At 68.3% G+C, this 15,066-nt stretch carries 14 protein-coding genes and 3 tRNA genes; 8 read left to right on the plus strand and 9 right to left on the minus strand.

Annotation, left to right across the window (positions count from 1 at the left end):
- Nucleotides 1-44: 44 nt before the first annotated feature.
- From ftsH to tilS, 3 genes are all read right to left on the minus strand, one after another.
- Entirely contained in the window at nt 45-2,066 is a 2,022-nt protein-coding gene (gene ftsH / locus ACDF64_RS01875; protein WP_394553091.1) for an ATP-dependent zinc metalloprotease FtsH, read from the minus strand.
- Nucleotides 2,067-2,154: 88 nt separating this feature from the next.
- Entirely contained in the window at nt 2,155-2,706 is a 552-nt protein-coding gene (gene hpt, locus ACDF64_RS01880) for a hypoxanthine phosphoribosyltransferase (RefSeq protein WP_394553093.1), read from the minus strand.
- Nucleotides 2,707-2,819: 113 nt separating this feature from the next.
- On the minus strand, nt 2,820-3,902 hold the full coding sequence (gene tilS, locus ACDF64_RS01885; protein ID WP_394555036.1) for a tRNA lysidine(34) synthetase TilS: 1,083 nt from the start codon (nt 3,900-3,902) through the stop codon (nt 2,820-2,822).
- A 279-nt stretch (nt 3,903-4,181) separates the two neighbouring features.
- Between tilS and ACDF64_RS01890 the strand changes: the two genes are divergently transcribed.
- Nucleotides 4,182-4,667, plus strand: a complete 486-nt coding sequence (locus ACDF64_RS01890) for an inorganic diphosphatase (protein ID WP_394553095.1) — start codon at nt 4,182-4,184, stop codon at nt 4,665-4,667.
- A 194-nt stretch (nt 4,668-4,861) separates the two neighbouring features.
- Here the strand turns inward: ACDF64_RS01890 and ACDF64_RS01895 are convergent, their stop codons facing one another.
- Nucleotides 4,862-6,217 (minus strand): NlpC/P60 family protein, encoded by a 1,356-nt coding sequence (locus tag ACDF64_RS01895; RefSeq protein ID WP_394553097.1) that lies wholly within the window; start codon nt 6,215-6,217, stop codon nt 4,862-4,864.
- A gap of 41 nt (nt 6,218-6,258) precedes the next feature.
- Nucleotides 6,259-7,557: a M23 family metallopeptidase gene (locus ACDF64_RS01900; RefSeq protein ID WP_394553099.1), complete on the minus strand. Its 1,299-nt coding sequence runs from the start codon at nt 7,555-7,557 to the stop codon at nt 6,259-6,261.
- A gap of 334 nt (nt 7,558-7,891) precedes the next feature.
- Between ACDF64_RS01900 and ACDF64_RS01905 the strand changes: the two genes are divergently transcribed.
- The 3 genes from ACDF64_RS01905 (at nt 7,892) to ACDF64_RS01915 (ending at nt 8,207) form a co-directional block, all read left to right on the plus strand.
- Nucleotides 7,892-7,964 (plus strand) — tRNA-Glu (locus ACDF64_RS01905).
- A gap of 32 nt (nt 7,965-7,996) precedes the next feature.
- Nucleotides 7,997-8,073: transfer RNA gene (locus tag ACDF64_RS01910), tRNA-Asp, on the plus strand.
- 61 nt (nt 8,074-8,134) lie between these two features.
- Nucleotides 8,135-8,207, plus strand: a tRNA-Phe gene (locus ACDF64_RS01915).
- Nucleotides 8,208-8,244: 37 nt separating this feature from the next.
- Here the strand turns inward: ACDF64_RS01915 and ACDF64_RS01920 are convergent.
- Together ACDF64_RS01920 and ACDF64_RS01925 are read right to left on the minus strand one after the other, a co-directional pair.
- Nucleotides 8,245-9,366 carry a tyrosine-type recombinase/integrase gene (locus ACDF64_RS01920; protein WP_394553101.1) on the minus strand — a complete coding sequence of 374 codons (1,122 nt, stop codon included), beginning with the start codon at nt 9,364-9,366 and terminating at the stop codon, nt 8,245-8,247.
- Nucleotides 9,367-9,521: 155 nt separating this feature from the next.
- On the minus strand, nt 9,522-9,719 hold the full coding sequence (locus ACDF64_RS01925) for a hypothetical protein (protein WP_350349069.1): 198 nt from the start codon (nt 9,717-9,719) through the stop codon (nt 9,522-9,524).
- Nucleotides 9,720-9,843: 124 nt separating this feature from the next.
- On the opposite strand from ACDF64_RS01925, the gene ACDF64_RS01930 reads away from it, so the two are divergent.
- From ACDF64_RS01930 to ACDF64_RS01945, 4 genes are all read left to right on the plus strand, one after another.
- Nucleotides 9,844-10,533 (plus strand): hypothetical protein, encoded by a 690-nt coding sequence (locus ACDF64_RS01930; RefSeq protein ID WP_394553103.1) that lies wholly within the window; start codon nt 9,844-9,846, stop codon nt 10,531-10,533.
- A gap of 343 nt (nt 10,534-10,876) precedes the next feature.
- A complete protein-coding gene (locus ACDF64_RS01935) occupies nt 10,877-13,003 on the plus strand; it encodes a hypothetical protein (protein ID WP_394553105.1) in 2,127 nt (708 codons plus the stop codon).
- 103 nt (nt 13,004-13,106) lie between these two features.
- Entirely contained in the window at nt 13,107-13,592 is a 486-nt protein-coding gene (locus ACDF64_RS01940) for a TIR domain-containing protein (protein ID WP_394553107.1), read from the plus strand.
- Entirely contained in the window at nt 13,589-14,035 is a 447-nt protein-coding gene (locus tag ACDF64_RS01945) for an HIT domain-containing protein (RefSeq protein ID WP_394553108.1), read from the plus strand. Before ACDF64_RS01940 ends, ACDF64_RS01945 begins: the two co-directional genes overlap by 4 nt.
- Here ACDF64_RS01945 and ACDF64_RS01950 read toward each other — a convergent pair.
- Nucleotides 14,022-14,480: a hypothetical protein gene (locus ACDF64_RS01950; RefSeq protein ID WP_394553109.1), complete on the minus strand. Its 459-nt coding sequence runs from the start codon at nt 14,478-14,480 to the stop codon at nt 14,022-14,024. The two genes, ACDF64_RS01945 and ACDF64_RS01950, sit on opposite strands and share 14 nt — an antisense overlap.
- Nucleotides 14,480-15,061, minus strand: a complete 582-nt coding sequence (locus ACDF64_RS01955; protein ID WP_394553110.1) for a hypothetical protein — start codon at nt 15,059-15,061, stop codon at nt 14,480-14,482. Before ACDF64_RS01955 ends, ACDF64_RS01950 begins: the two co-directional genes overlap by 1 nt.
- Nucleotides 15,062-15,066: the final 5 nt, after the last annotated feature.

Genomic DNA, 15,066 nt, shown 5'->3' on the forward strand with positions numbered 1-15,066 from the left:
TCCCTCGTCGTGTGGGCGTCTCGCCCGGACCCTCCGTCGGCCGCCTACGCGGTCGCCGGGCGCGGCTTCGAGCGCGGCGCGCGCGCGGGCGTCGGCTCCTCGAGCTCGGACTCGTCGGTGGAGTCGATGCCGCCGTCGACCAGCCCCTGGTCGATGGGCGCCTTGTCCTCGGGGAACGTGATCGGCGGGATGTCCGACACCGGGCGCCGGTCGCTCGAGAGCCACAGGGGGCGCTCCGGGAGCTTGCGGACGTCCTTGAAGATCTCGGCGATCTGGTTGTGGTCGAGGGTCTCCTGCTCGAGGAGCTCGGCGGCCAGCTTGTCGAGGATGTCGCGGTTGTCGTTCAGCACCTGCCACGCCTCGTCGTGGGCCTGCTCGATGAGCGTGCGGACCTCGCGGTCGACGGTCTCGGCGATGTCCTCCGAGTAGTCGCGCTGGTGGCCCATGTCGCGGCCGAGGAAGACCTCGCCCTGCGACTGGCCGAGCTTCACGGCGCCGACGTTCGCCGACATGCCGTACTCGGTGACCATCTTGCGGGCCGTCGCGGTGGCCTTCTCGATGTCGTTCGAGGCGCCGGTGGACGGGTCGTGGAAGACGATCTCCTCGGCGACGCGACCGCCCATGGCGTACGTCAGCTGGTCGAGCAGCTCGTTGCGGGTCACCGAGTACTTGTCCTCGAGGGGGAGCACCATCGTGTAGCCGAGGGCGCGGCCGCGCGGGAGGATCGTGATCTTGGTGACCGGGTCGGTGTAGTTCATCGCCGCCGCCGCGAGCGCGTGGCCGCCCTCGTGGTACGCGGTGATGAGCTTCTCCTTGTCCTTCATCACGCGCGTGCGGCGCTGCGGGCCGGCGATCACGCGGTCGACGGCCTCGTCGAGCGCGCGGTTGTCGATGAGCTGCGCGTTGCTGCGCGCGGTGAGCAGCGCGGCCTCGTTCAGCACGTTCGCGAGGTCGGCACCCGTGAAGCCGGGGGTCTTCCGCGCGAGCACCTCGAGGTCGACGCCCTTCGCGAGCGGCTTGCCCATCGAGTGCACCTCGAGGATCCGCTGCCGGCCCCGCAGGTCGGGCGCGTCGACGCCGATCTGGCGGTCGAAGCGGCCCGGGCGCAGGAGCGCCGGGTCGAGGATGTCGGGGCGGTTCGTCGCCGCGATGAGGATGACGTTCGTCTTGGGGTCGAAGCCGTCCATCTCGACGAGCAGCTGGTTCAGGGTCTGCTCGCGCTCGTCGTGCCCGCCGCCGAGGCCGGCGCCGCGGTGGCGGCCGACCGCGTCGATCTCGTCGACGAAGATGATGGCCGGCGCGTTCTGCTTGGCCTGGTCGAACAGGTCGCGCACGCGGGATGCGCCGACGCCGACGAACATCTCGACGAAGTCCGAACCCGAGATCGAGTAGAACGGCACGCCGGCCTCGCCGGCGACGGCGCGGGCGAGCAGGGTCTTGCCGGTTCCGGGCGGGCCGTACAGCAGCACGCCCTTGGGGATCCGGGCGCCGACCGCCTGGAACTTGGCCGGGTCCTTCAGGAAGTCCTTGATCTCCTGCAGTTCCTCGATGGCCTCGTCCGAGCCCGCGACGTCGTCGAACGTGACCTTCGGGCTCTCCTTGGAGACGAGCTTCGCGCGCGACTTGCCGAACTGCATGACGCGGTTGCCGCCGCCCTGCATGCCCGAGAGCATGATCCAGAAGAAGAGGCCGATGAGCACGAGCGGCAGCAGGATGCCGAGCATCGAGAGGAACCAGTTCGGCTGCGGCACCTCGTCGTTGTAGCCGTCGGAGGGGTTCGCGGCGTCGACCGCCTCGACCACGTCGGCGCCGCGCGGCGTCACGTAGTAGAACTGCACCTGCTTGCCGAACTCGTCGTCGGGCTCGGTGAGCGTGAGGTCGACGCGGTTCTCGCCGTCGACGATCTTCACGGACTGGACCTTGTCCTTGGCGAGGAACTCGAGACCCTGCTGCGTCGTCACCTGCTGGAAGCCCGACTGCATGATCAGGCTCGAGCCGATCCAGACCGCGATGATCGCGAGCAGGATGTAGATGATCGGCCCGCGCAGGATCTTCTTGATGTTCATGGTCTTGACAGGCTACCGTCGCGATCCCGAACGTGGCCTGTCTGTTCGCTGAGGGCTGTGCCGCGCGCTCCTGGGTCGGCCCGGCGGCCTACGAGTAGACGTGCGGCGCGAGGATCGCGACGTCGCGCAGGTTCCGGTACCGCTCGGCGTAGTCGAGCCCGTACCCGACGATGAACTTGTTCGGGATGTCGAACCCGACGTAGCGCACGTCGACCTCGACCTTGGCCGCGTCGGGCTTGCGGAACAGCGCGCAGATCTCGACGCTCGCGGTGCCGCGGGACTCGAGGTTGCCGCGGAGCCAGCTGAGCGTGAGGCCCGAGTCGATGATGTCCTCGACGATGAGCACGTGCCGGCCCTGGATGTCGGTGTCGAGGTCCTTCAGGATCCGCACGACGCCGCTCGACTGGGTCGAGGTCCCGTAGGAGGAGACCGCCATCCAGTCCATCTCGAGGTGGCCCCGCATGGATCGGGCGAGGTCGGCCATGACCATCACCGCGCCCCGGAGCACCCCGACGAGCAGGAGGTCCTCGCCCGCGTAGTCGGCCTCGATGCGGGCGGCGAGCTCGTCGAGCCTCGCCCGGATCTCGTCCTCGGTGACCAGGACCTCGGTGAGGTCGCCCTCGATGTCGCTCGCGTGCATGCCCGTGCTCCCTCCGGGTCGATCCCCCGTCCGAGCCTACCGGCGTGCGGTCGGGCGGGCGAGGGCCGGCAAAGGCCGGCTGCCGCGGGCGCCGCTGGGTGCCCCGCGCCGGATCAGTGGTCGTGCGGGAGCACCTCGGTCGCGCCGGTGGTCGAAAAGACGACGTGCGCGCCGGCCCGCGTCGCGCGGACGCCGCCCGGCAGGTCGATCGGCCCCTGCCCGTGCCAGTCGGTGACGAGCCGCGCCACGTCGAGGGTCTGCGTGCGCGAGAGCGCGATGCCGAACTCGCTCTGGACCACATGACGGATGACCCGCTGCCGGATCGCCGCCGGGTTCGCGGCGAGCCATCCGACCGACACCGCGATGCCCGCCTCGGCGGGCTCGCAGACCTCCTCGATGAACTCCTCGAGCTGGTCGCGGAAGGCGTCCTCGTCCTCGCGGAGCTGCTCGGCCGTGCGCGCGAGCGCCTCGGCGACACCCGGGCCAAGCTCGGCCTCGAGCAGCGGGAGCACGCGGTCGCGCACGCGCACGCGCGCGTACGCGGGGTCGGCGTTGTGCGGGTCGTCCCAGGGTTCGAGCCCGGCATCGGCGCACGCCCGGCGCGTCGTCGCGCGGCGGATCCCGAGCAGCGGCCGCACGTACCGGCCGTTCCGCGCGGCCATGCCCTGCAGGCTCGCCGCACCCGATCCGCGCGCGAGCCCGAGCAGTACGGTCTCGGCCTGGTCGTCGAGCGTGTGGGCGAGCAGGACCAGGTCCGCGCCGACCTCGTCGGCCGCGGCATCCAGCGCTGCATACCTGGCCGAGCGAGCGGATGCCTCGGGCCCGTCGCCGCCCGCACGTGTGTCGACCTCGACCCGGCGGACGAGCACCGGATCCAGCCCGAGCTCGCGTGCCTGCGCCGCGGCGCGGCTCGCGACGTCGGCCGAGGCATCCTGCAGCCCGTGGTCGACGATCACCGCACCCGCGCGCAGGCCCGCACGCGGCGCCTCGAACGCGACGCCCGCGGCGAGCGCGAGCGAGTCGGCGCCCCCGGAGAGGGCGACCAGCACCAGCGGGGCATCCTCCCCTGCCGGTGGTCGAGGAGCGCCCGAGCGGAGCGAGGCATCCCCCACCGGTGGTCGAGGAGCGCCCGAGCCGAGCGAGGCATCCCCCACCGGTGGTCGAGGAGCGCCCGAGCCGAGCGAGGCATCCCCCATCGGTGGTCGAGGAGCGCCCGAGCGGAGCGAGGCATCCCCTGCCGGTGGTCGAGGAGCGCCCGAGCGGAGCGAGGACGCGTCTCGAGACCCCGCGCCCGCCGGCTCGAGCACCGCGCGCACGGCGCGACGGAGGTCCGCGATCGGCGGCGTCAGGCGCGGGCGACGGGCGGCCGAGGCATCCGCAGGCTGGTCTGAAGGCATCGGGGTAACCTTATTCCGCCGATCGCGTGCCCGATCCGGGCGGCCCGGCGTGACTTCCATCTGACTCAGGAGCGCATCATGGGCGAGTACAACGCCGTCATCGAGATCCCGAAGGGGAGCCGCAACAAGTACGAGGTCGACCACGAGACCGGTCGCGTCTTCCTCGACCGCGTGCTCTACACGACCTTCGTGTACCCGACCGACTACGGCTACTTCGAGGACACGCTGGGCGACGACGGCGACCCGCTGGACGTCCTGGTCCTCCTCGACTACCCGATCTTCCCCGGCATCGGGCTGAAGGTCCGCCCGGTCGGCGTCTTCCACATGACCGACGACGGCGGCGGCGACGCCAAGGTGATCGCGGTGCTCTCGGGCGACCCGCGCTGGGACCACATCCAGGACGTCGAGGACATCCCCGAGTACACCCGCAAGGAGATCGAGCACTTCTTCGAGCACTACAAGGACCTCGAGCCCGGCAAGTGGGTCAAGACCGAGGGCTGGGCGAACGCCGCCGAGGCCGACGCCCTCGTCCAGAAGGCGCTGGAGGCGTACCCCGGTCACTGACCGCGCGCACCTCATGACGAGCGGATGCCCTGGTCGGGGCATCCGCTCGTTCGCGTTCCGGGCGCGGGTGGCGAGCGCGCGGCGGCGGGTGGCGCCTGGCGCCGTGCGGGCACGGACGCGAATCGTCGGAATGGAATCCCCGAAGCGACGATTCGCGTCCGCGCGAATGGGGTGGGCAGCGCTCGACGCTCGGCTCAGCCCGCGGGGCGGGCCGCCGCGGCGGGCGAACCCCAGATGAAGTACTCGCGCACCGGCACGCCGTCGCGCGGCGCTTCGAGGATGCGTCCGCCGCCGAGGTAGATCGCGACGTGGTAATAGCTGCCGCCGCCTCCCCAGAACAGGAGGTCCCCACGCTGGATCTGCGAGAGCGGCACGGCCAGCCCGCGGCCCGCGAGGGTCAGGTACTGGTTGGTCGCCGAGTGGGTGCCGATCCCGATGCCGGCCGACGCGTAGGCCGCCTTCGTGAGCCCGGAGCAGTCCCACACGTCCGGACCCGCCCCGCCGAGGCGGTACGGCTCGCCGAGCTGCGCGTACGCGAACGAGATCGCCTGCTCGACCGCCGAGGCGTTCGGCGGCGCAGGCGGCCCGGCCGGCCCGGCGGGGCCGCCTGCCGACCCGCCGCCCGACCCGCCGCCCGACCCGCCACCCGAGCCGGCTCCCGATCCACCGCCCGCGGCATCCCGTGCGCGGCGCGCGGCCTCCGCCTCGGCTGCGGCGGCCGCCGCTGCCGCAGCCGCCTGCGCCTGCGCCGCCTGCTCGCGCGCGATGCCGTCGACGCGCTCCCGCTCGAGTTCCGCCGTCGTGTCGTGCAGGACGGCGAGCTGGGCGACGAGCTCGGCCGAGCGTTCTTCGGCGTCGGCGACCGCGGCGTTCGCGGCCGTTGCGGCGTCGCGCGCGTCGTCCGCCGCCCGTTCGGCGGCCGTCGCGAGGCGCTCCCTGGCGTCGGCCGCCCGGCCCGCCTGCTCGCGGAGCGCGGCGGCCGTGTTCCGGTCGGCCGCGGCCCGTTCGTACGCCGCCTGCGCCTGCTCGCCGAGTCGCGAGGCGAGGCCGAGCCGCTGCAGCAGCCCGGTCGGGTCATCCGAGAACGCCAGCTCGGCCGTCAGGTCGCCGCCGGCCGTCCGAGCGAGGTGCGCCGCGAGCAGGCCCGCCCGGATCCGGGACGTCTCGGCCTCCTGCTCCGCCGCGTTCGTCGCCTCCGCGAGGCGCTGCTCGCGCTCGGTCGCGCGATCGAGGGCGATGGCCGCGTTGCGCCAGGCCTCGTCCGCGACCTGCGACGCCCGCACCGCCGCATCCGCGACCTGCCGGAGCCCGGCGAGCAGCCCGTCGATCCGCTCCGCCTCGGCCGCCGTCGCGCGTTCGTCCTGCTTCGCCTGCTCGATCTCCTCCCAACTCGGGTAGTCGGGTTCGGCCGCGGCGGGTCCGGCGACGACGGCCACCGTCGCGGTCACGACGCCGATCGCGGCCGAGGCCATGACGCCCGTTGCGATCGCGCCGGTCTGATGCCGACGATCCCGTCGCGCGCCGTCGTGCGATCGATCCTGCTCGTCCATCCGCAACTCACCCCCCGGTCGTGCGGTCGCGCCTCACGCGATCACTGGAAGTCGACGCCCCGATCGGCCATGAAGGAGATCGGGTTGATCCGGGACCCGCCCGACCACACCTCGAAGTGGAGGTGGCACGCGGTCGACACGCCCGTCGACCCGGTCTCGGCGATGTTCTGGCCGGCGTCGACCCACTGGCCGACGCCGACGTACCTGCCGCCGTCGACGATGTGCGCGTAGCCCGTCCAGATCCCGCCGCCGTGGTCGATCTGGATGTAGTTCCCGTAGGTGCCCGACCATCCCGAGAATCGCACGATGCCGCTGTTCGCGGCGTAGATCGGGGCATAGCACCCGGTGCCGAGGTCGACCGCGTAGTGGAAGGTGTTCGAGCAGCCGCCGCCGGTGCAGATCGAGCCGCGCGCGCCGTAGCCGCTTGTGATGCGTCCCGCCGCGGGCCGCGCCCACCCCGACGTCTGGACCGCGCCGGCCGAGCCCGAGCGCATGGCCTCCTCGCGACGGCGTCGCTCCTCCTCGGCGCGGCGCGCCTCCTCCTCGCGGCGGATGCGCTCGCCCTCCTCGTAGGCGGCCGAGGTCTTGGCCTCGACGTCCTTGAGGAACGCGAGCTGCGCCTCGAGTTCGGTCTTCTTCGCCTGCGACTCGGCGAGGGCCGCCTCGGCGGCGGCCTGCGCCTCGAGCGCGGCCTGCAGCGCCGCCTCGGCCTCGAGACGGAGCCGTTCGCGCTCGGCACGCGCGACCCCGGCCTGCTCGCCGAGCGACCGGGCCGTGTTCGCCTTCTCGTTCGCCTGGCGGTAGATCGACGATGTGCGCTCGACCATCTTGTCCATGCTCCCGAGCCGCGCGAGCAGCGCGTCGGTCGTCTGCGCGTCGCCCGCGTCGAAGAGGAGCTCGACGGTCAGGTCGCTGCCGCCGGCGCGGTAGAGCTGCCCGGCGACCTGGGCCGCGTTCCGCTTGGCCGCCTCGGCCTCGGCTGCGGAGGCATCCGCCTGGGCCTGGATCTCGTCGGCGCGTCGCACGGCGTCGTCGTAGCGCTGCTGCGCGGCGATGAGCAGGTCGGTGCGGCGCTCGGCCTCGGCGCGCGTCTGGGCGACCTGGACCTCGAGTCCCGCGATGAGGCTCGTGATCGTCGCGACCGCCTGGTTCGCGGCGGCGGTGTTCGCCTTCGCGGCCTGCAGCTCCTCCCACGTCGGGTAGGTGGCGGCCTGCGCCGGGGGCGCGGACGGCGCGACGATCGGCAGCGCGACCGCGAGCGCCGCCGCCGCGAGCACGGCGGTGAGCCGACGGATGCCCCGCCGGCTCGTCGACTCTCGGGTGGGTGCGGTTCGGTCCATGGGGTTCCAGTCCACGCGGGGCACTGTCGGTCGGACCGCGCCTCGAGTCGACGCCCGCTGATGCGGACGTCACTGCCACGCTAGGCGGAGGCGTGGAGGTACCCGCGGATTGCCGCTCCGCGTGGCGGATCACGGCGCCGAGGCGGTCGACAGGATGACCCGACCCGAGGTCACCGAGATGCCGCAGCCTTGGAAACCGGCCCTGAACTGGGGTTCTCATTCCCGTGGCGCCCGTACGACGGCTGCTCCGTGCATCCGGTGCGGCCTCGATTTGGAAGTCGCGCCGGGAACCCGTATGCTTTTCTCTCGGTGGTTGTGCCAGTCACAAGCCTCCGGCCCCATCGTTTAGCGGCCTAGGACACCGCCCTTTCACGGCGGCAGCACGGGTTCGAATCCCGTTGGGGTCACGCTGAACGGCAAGATATAATTCAATACGCATGGCCCTGTAGCGCAGTTGGTTAGCGTGCCGCCCTGTCACGGCGGAGGTCGCGGGTTCAAGTCCCGTCAGGGTCGCCAAAGGCGACAAGCCCTTTCGAGAGAAGGGGCTTTCTCCTTATATCAGGCTCTTCGAGCCTGAGGCTCTGTAGCTCAGTTGGTAGAGCGTTCGACTGAAAATCGAAAGGTCACCGGATCGATGCCGGTCGGAGCCACAGTCAAAACCCCCGGTTTACCGGGGGTTTTCTCGTTCTATCGGCCGATCGTGTCGGGCCCGTTCTGAGGGTGGGCCATTGTTGGGCCATTAAGGTCCGCGCGGGCCGCCTTGCGGGCCATCTCGGCAGACTTGCGCTTCTTCGTCTTGGATGCCGGATCGCCGACCTTCTTCTGTTCTGCCGTGTCCGCCTCGCCGAGCATCTGGTCGAGGGCGGCACCGGCGCGGAGCGCGACGCCTTCGCGAGCGCGTGAGTAGCGCTCGGTGACCTGCAGGCTCGAGTGGCCGAGCGTCGCCTGCACGTCGGGAGCGCTGGCGCCGGCATCGAACAGGATCGTGGCGAACGTGTGCCGGAGGTCGTGGACGCGCAGGTCGGGCCGGCCGATCGCCTTTCGCAGCGCCTCCCAGTCGACGCCGCGGCGAGCGTTGTGGTTCGTGAGCCGTCCGCCGTCGGGCCCAGAGAAGAGCAGGTCGCTCGGTTGCTTGCCGCGCGCGGCCTGCTCGGCGTAGGGGCGCAGGGCGTCGATCAGTGGGACCTCGCGCGACTTGTGACTCTTCGGCGACTGCTCGATGAGCTCGCCGCGTTGGCCTGGGCTCAGCGAGCGGCTGACGCGAATTATGCCGCGCTTGAAGTCGACGTCGCCGACGCGGAGTGCGGTCGCTTCGCCAGCGCGCATACCGGTGTAGACGAGCGCGGCGACGTAGTTGCGATAGGCGCCCTCGGGCACGAGCTCGAGGAGCGTGCGGACCTGGTCGAGCGTGAGCGCTCGCGAGATCGGCGAGACCGATTCGCGCATGCTCGGTCGCTTCACCTCGCGAGCCGGGTTGTAATCGATGAACCGCGAGCGCCGCGCGCCATCGAGGAGGCGCGACAGCACGGCGAGCGCATCGTTCTTCGCGGATGCCCCGCCCGACCAGGCGACCATCGCCGACTCGATCATCGGCGACGTGATGTCCTCGAGCCGCTGTCGCCCCAAGCTCGGCTTCACCCGCAGACGCCAGGCCACGCCGTAGCCGCGCGCGGTTGCCGGGCGAACCGATGACGCGATCGCGGGCCAGTACTTCTCGTGCCACTGCTCGAGGGTCATGGAGCCGTTCGGGTTTCGGCCGGCGACCATCTTGGCGAGTTCGCGCTTGGCCTCGGCGAGGGTGAGGAACATCCGCGATCGCTCGGCCGCTCCCCCGTCGACCCTCGGGCCGACGACGCGGACCTGGTACCGCTGTCTATCGGTGCGCCAGCGGATGCCCTCGGGCAGCGGCCGCCCCGTGCGCGGATCGATCCGCGTCGGAGAGTATCTGCCTGGCCGACCGGCCATCAGGTCTCCGTGCCGCCTCGCGCCAGGAGTTCGTCGATGGTGTCGGCGCTCCACAGCAGGTGCTTGCCCATGTGCGCGTCGGGCTCGGGGATGAGGCCATCGCGCCTGAGCTTGTCGAAGCTCGACACCGGGATGCGGCAGCGCTCGGCCGCCTCGGCGCGGTTGAGGTACTGGACCTTCCAAGCGGTGTCGACCATGACGAACCCCTTCCAACCAGCCCCGCGCGCCTCGCTTCGGAACGCGGCTATTTGCAGGTATATGAGATTACCATCGCATGATGTGTTTCGGCAACTATCTGAGATGGTGGATAGAGTTGCTGCCATGAGCAGCTCGCGTTCGCGCCCCGGCGATCAGTCCTTCGACGGTTTGCTCGTGCCGGAGGATCTGCCCGAGGGCTGGCACCTGCCGAACCGGTTCCCCGGCGAGCGCGCTGACGACGCGAGCGAGCAGATCGATGCTGTGCTCGGATACGACGACCAGGGCACGCCTGCGGACTCCGACCAGAACTCGACCGCTGACGGCCGCTGGCGCTACCTTGAGCACGAGGCCACGCACACCCGCGTGATGATCCGTTTGCAACGGCAACTCTTCGCCGTGCCCGAAGAGATGCGCATCACCGGCGTGATCTACCTGCCGTGGCGCCCGGGCGACCCGATCACGAGCCAGCTCCTCCGCGAGTTGCCAACCGCACGCATCGAGGCGGCAATCAACAAGCGGCTCTTCGCGATGAAGCGCACCGAGACGATCACCGGCGGCAAGATCGTCCTGCCGTCAGGCCGCAAGGTGAGCGAGCGCGACCTGCTCAAGCCGCTCGGCGACCCGAAGAAGGTGGCCGACTTCTACGAGTTGGTCGCCCTGCAGCACGGTCGGCTCACGCAGCAGGGCGACGGGAACCCGAGCGCGACGATGGCGCAGGTCAACGGCGTCGCGCTCTCCACCGCTCAGGGCTGGGTCACGAAGGCTCGCGAGCGGGGGTTGCTGCCGCCTGGGCGGCGGGGTCGGGCTGGGTGAACGCCACGACTGGGCTGGAGCGTAGCGTGTTCAGCGGGATTCAAGCGGGAACCGCAGCTCACTCAGCGCGCTGACGTCCGCCGGGTTGCCATCCTGATCGAGTCCCCCGCGTCAGTTGGCTCGGATCCACAAGGAACCGTCGCGTGCGAGGCAAACGGGAACTACGGCTCTCACGGTCGGTTGACGCCGAGATCCGGTGACGTATTCAAGCGAGCCGAGCTCCAACCCCGAGGCTGTTTCGGTACTGTGCATCGAGCACGAAGTCCAGAGGAGGTTCAATGACGAGCTCGGTGAGTGCCTCGGTCCGCTGGTCAAGCGATGCGAGGCAGCATTGACTTCGGGATTGTTCACGGAGGACCTGGGCGATCCAGAGGATGCAGTTGTGGAAGGGTCTTCGTTCCTCGGAGCCGTTCGCCAGCTTGTCAGTGCTGATCGGGCAGCGACGAAGGCCGACTTGATTCTCGCTGCGGCTAGCCACGCCCTGCGCAGCGGCCCGAAGACCCTTCCGGAGGTCACTGCCGTGGTGAACCTTATCTGGCCGGGCGCCTCTACCGACGAAGCCTCCGTTCTACTCGCGCTCGACCTCGGCAAGGACCTGAGCCTGGTAGTGCCCTCTGTCGCGCTCGACGACTCCCAGCTCTGGCAGCTCACGGCGCGAGGTGCCGACGATGTTGATCAGCAAGCCGGGTGGGTGCGGAACGTCCAAGCCAAAGCACGAGTCGAGCTTGCCGAGAGGGCCCAAGAGGAACTGGCTGTCTCTCTCAGCGATGACCAGTCAGCACTTTGGCTCGAGCGCATTGTCTCCGCGCTGATCAGCGGCATACAAGCGTCCCAAGACGCTTATCTGGGTAATGTGGACCACCTCGTTGGTAAGCGGCTCCACCCCAAGACCATCGACTACGATCGCGTCCTCGCCGGGCTGACCACCGAGCGCGGTGACAAGGCGGTTGAGGACTTTCTTCGCGCTTCGGCGCTAGCAGCACTCGACCCGATGGACACTTTCGGCAGTGACCTTGTGTCCTACATCACGACCGGGTGTGTTCTGCACTCCTACGTAGCTGGACGCGACGCTGCTGGAGTACTCGAGCAATTGGGCGATCCAACCGGCCAACGTGCGCTGGTCGATACCCCCGTGCTGATCGAGCTATTGGGCCCCGACCGCATACGAACTAACACGCTCTTCACGATCAACGCCGCGCTGAAGGCTGGGTGGGACATCGTGGTCTGTGAGCACTCCCTCGAAGAACTCGAAAAAGTGATTCGCCGTGAGATACCAAGGGTCATCGAGGATCTCCGGCAGGCCCATGAAGCAGGCGTGAAACAGGAATGGTACGCCTCACTCACGGATGGGGAACTCCCCAGCTACTGCATTGAAGCCTTTCGGGAAGGTAGCTATCACTCGCCAGATGACGTCATCGACGCTGCAGTCGGGTTGCGCGAAAAGCTCACCGATCTCGGCGTGATTGTTCGCCCTCACCACAATGACGAGGACGCAGCGCGTGTCCAACAGTGCCGAGAGGCATTGGAGGCTGTGCTTGCAGGAGGGCTCGGCGGGCGGTCAGCTCAGGTGATGCAGCGAGACGCAGACTCGATGGCACTCATTTGGCGTCGCCGGCGTCGCCAGCGCGGCACAAGTCAGTGGCCCGGAGGGTGGATCATCACCACAGACCGGCACATCAGCCCTGCCTACCGAATGGCCAACCCGCACGACAAGATTCCGCTGGCTCTGTCGATGGCGCAATGGAGCACACTGCTGTCCGTCTCAGTGCCACCAGCGGATGTCGTCGAGCTTGCAGAAGCGGCAGCGGCCCAACTAGTGGAGGAGGCAATGTGGCTGCTTCCGGCCAGGTTCCCGAGCGAAATCGCCATGTCGCTAGCAACACAGATCAGCCCTAGGAAGGGTGGCACCGACCTCGATCTGCGATACGCGCAACTCACACTCGACGCGGAGCTTGACAACGCCGCGACCAGACGCACCGCCACCTCGCTTGCAGCTGACGTTCTCGAAGCCAGAACAAGAAGGAACGCCCACATCCAGCAGCTACAGATGAACGAAAAGGCGGTTGAGGTCGCTGAGGCGAACCGCAAGGCGGCCACCGCACACGCGATTGCTGCCGAGCATGAGCGTCTCTCGACGCAATCTGCAACTCGAGTCACAGAGCTCGACCTCGAAAAACAAGCCCTCGCGAACCAACTGAACTGGGCTAACAAGCGGCTTGGACGCATCCTGTGGTCATTTGCGATCGGCGTCGTGGGCGTGATCTCGATCCTGGTGATAGCACTCGTGGGCGCTGGCCCCCTGCCAATCGGCATCAGCATCGCGGGGCTGCTGGTTCTGATCTACGGGCTCTACAAGTGGTGCTCTGCGGAGGACGTTCGGATAGTCCCAACATTTGTCGGTGCCGCCATTGAAACGCTCGGCATCGTCGGGGGGATCGTTGGCCTTGCGGTTGACGTCCCACAACTCTGACGAGCCGCGACATCGCGTGTCGTTGCGGTTGCCCCCGAGTCCGCCGTGCCCAGTACTGTGGCCCTGAGAATGCGCACCGACTGCTCGACCGGGAGGATCGCCAATGGCCAAGTCCGTTTTCTACAGCTTCCACTACAGCCGCGATGCGTGGCGGGTACAACAAATCATCAACATGGGAGCGCTTGATGGGCAGCCGATCCTCAACGCGCAGAAGTGGGAAGAGGTGCAGCGAAAGGGCGATGCCGCGATCCAGGCCTGGATCGACGAGCAGATGTCCTATAAGAAGGCTGTCATCGTCTTGGTGGGCGCACAGACCGCTTCGCGCCCGTGGGTGCAGTACGAGATCAAGAAGGCCTGGAACGGCAAGAAGCCGATCCTTGGCGTCCGGATACATGGACTCGCCGATAGTGGCGGCCGAACGGACAGCGCGGGAGCCAACCCTTTTGCGAAGATCACGCTTCAGGGTGGCGGTAGCGTGGGAGACTACGTGCCGTTGTTCGAGCCGTCAGGCATGAACAGCCAAGAGGTGCACGCGAGCATCAAGGCCAACATCGCATCGTGGGTGGACAGGGCCTACACGCGCTCATGAGCGACGCGCGCACCGATTGCCCATTCTGCGAGATCGTCGCGAACGAGGATATCGACGCACGCCAGATCTACCGTGATGCGGAGACCATCGCCTTCTTCCCCACCGAGCCGGCGGTCCTGGGGCACACGATGGTGATTCCCAGGCACCACGTCGCTGACATTTGGGAACTTGACACGCACACGGCGGCCCGTCTCGCCAGCACCACACTTGCGATAGCAACGGCGATCAAGGACGCTCTCAATCCGCACGGCCTCAACGTGATTCAGTCCAACGGCCATGCAGCGAGCCAGACCGTGATGCACGTCCACGTCCACGTAGTGCCGCGGTGGGAGCACGACCGCATCGGCCGAATCTGGCCGCCCGAGAGCCACTACACCGAAGCTCAGAAGGATGACGCGTGGGAAGCCCTGCGCGAAGCGGTGCGTAAGGTCAGAACCAGATGATCCAACCAAGCAGGATCAGCCCCGCGCCGAAGATCGCGCCATAGAAGTTACGTACCGACCAGGACAACATCACGTTCACCTTCGTGAGCGTCTTGCGAGCCTCCCTGTCGAGAGTCTTGCAGTACGCATCTGCGTTCATGTCGAACACGCCGATTTCGCCGGCCGCTGCAGCCTGAAAGAGCTTCCTGTACTTCCGCTCTTCCAATAGGTACCGGGAGTCAAGCGCCGCGAACAAAAGGACGGCACCAATGCCTAGGACCGCCACAGGGATCGACTGCTTTGTTCCTGCGTACCCGTACGTCGCAACAGCGATTGTCAACGCCCACCCCTTGGTGGCCGCCGACGCCGAAGCCATTCTTGCGATCACCGACTGAACAAAGTCCAAGTGCTTTCGACGATCCTCGGCCGAAGGAGATGGGAGCACTTCCATACGTTTCAGCCACATCAGAAGGTGTTCTTCCAGGCGAAACCGCCGCGCGCCCGGACCATGTCGTCGAGCGACTTGCTCAAGATCCGGCCGTTCTCTCGCTGCGTCAGCTCGGGGGCCCCCGTCGACGATCGCTCGATCGTCGGATAAACGCCAATGTACTCCTGCCCCACGCTCTGGCCAGAGACTTCGAGAAGGGGCATGATCGCTATGGCCTCGCGGCCCTTCTGACCATCGAAGTACCCAAGTTCCCACGGCATCCATTTGGAGGTGCTCGCGGCGCGCGTGGCGGCGTACACCATGGCACTGCACTGGTCCATCCGCGCGCGCAGCCGCTCTGCCGTGGCCTTCGTGACATGGGAGCGGTCCATCAGTGGGTCGTCGATCCAATCGACATATACGCGCTTGCCAGTCCGCTGCAGGATGTCGCGGACGCCCAGAATGAGCTCTGCGTCGTGGAAGCTGTGACTAAGGAAAATGTCGAACAGGCCCAGGGTGCTCGATGCCGATCTTCGAAGAACTTCGCGAGCTCCGCCGAGTTGATACCGCCCAGCCATTGCACCGACATCGCGAGCTTCGGCAACCGTATAACTCGGCATCAGCC

Source organism: Agromyces sp. MMS24-JH15, assembly GCF_043518605.1.
Classification (GTDB): domain Bacteria; phylum Actinomycetota; class Actinomycetes; order Actinomycetales; family Microbacteriaceae; genus Agromyces.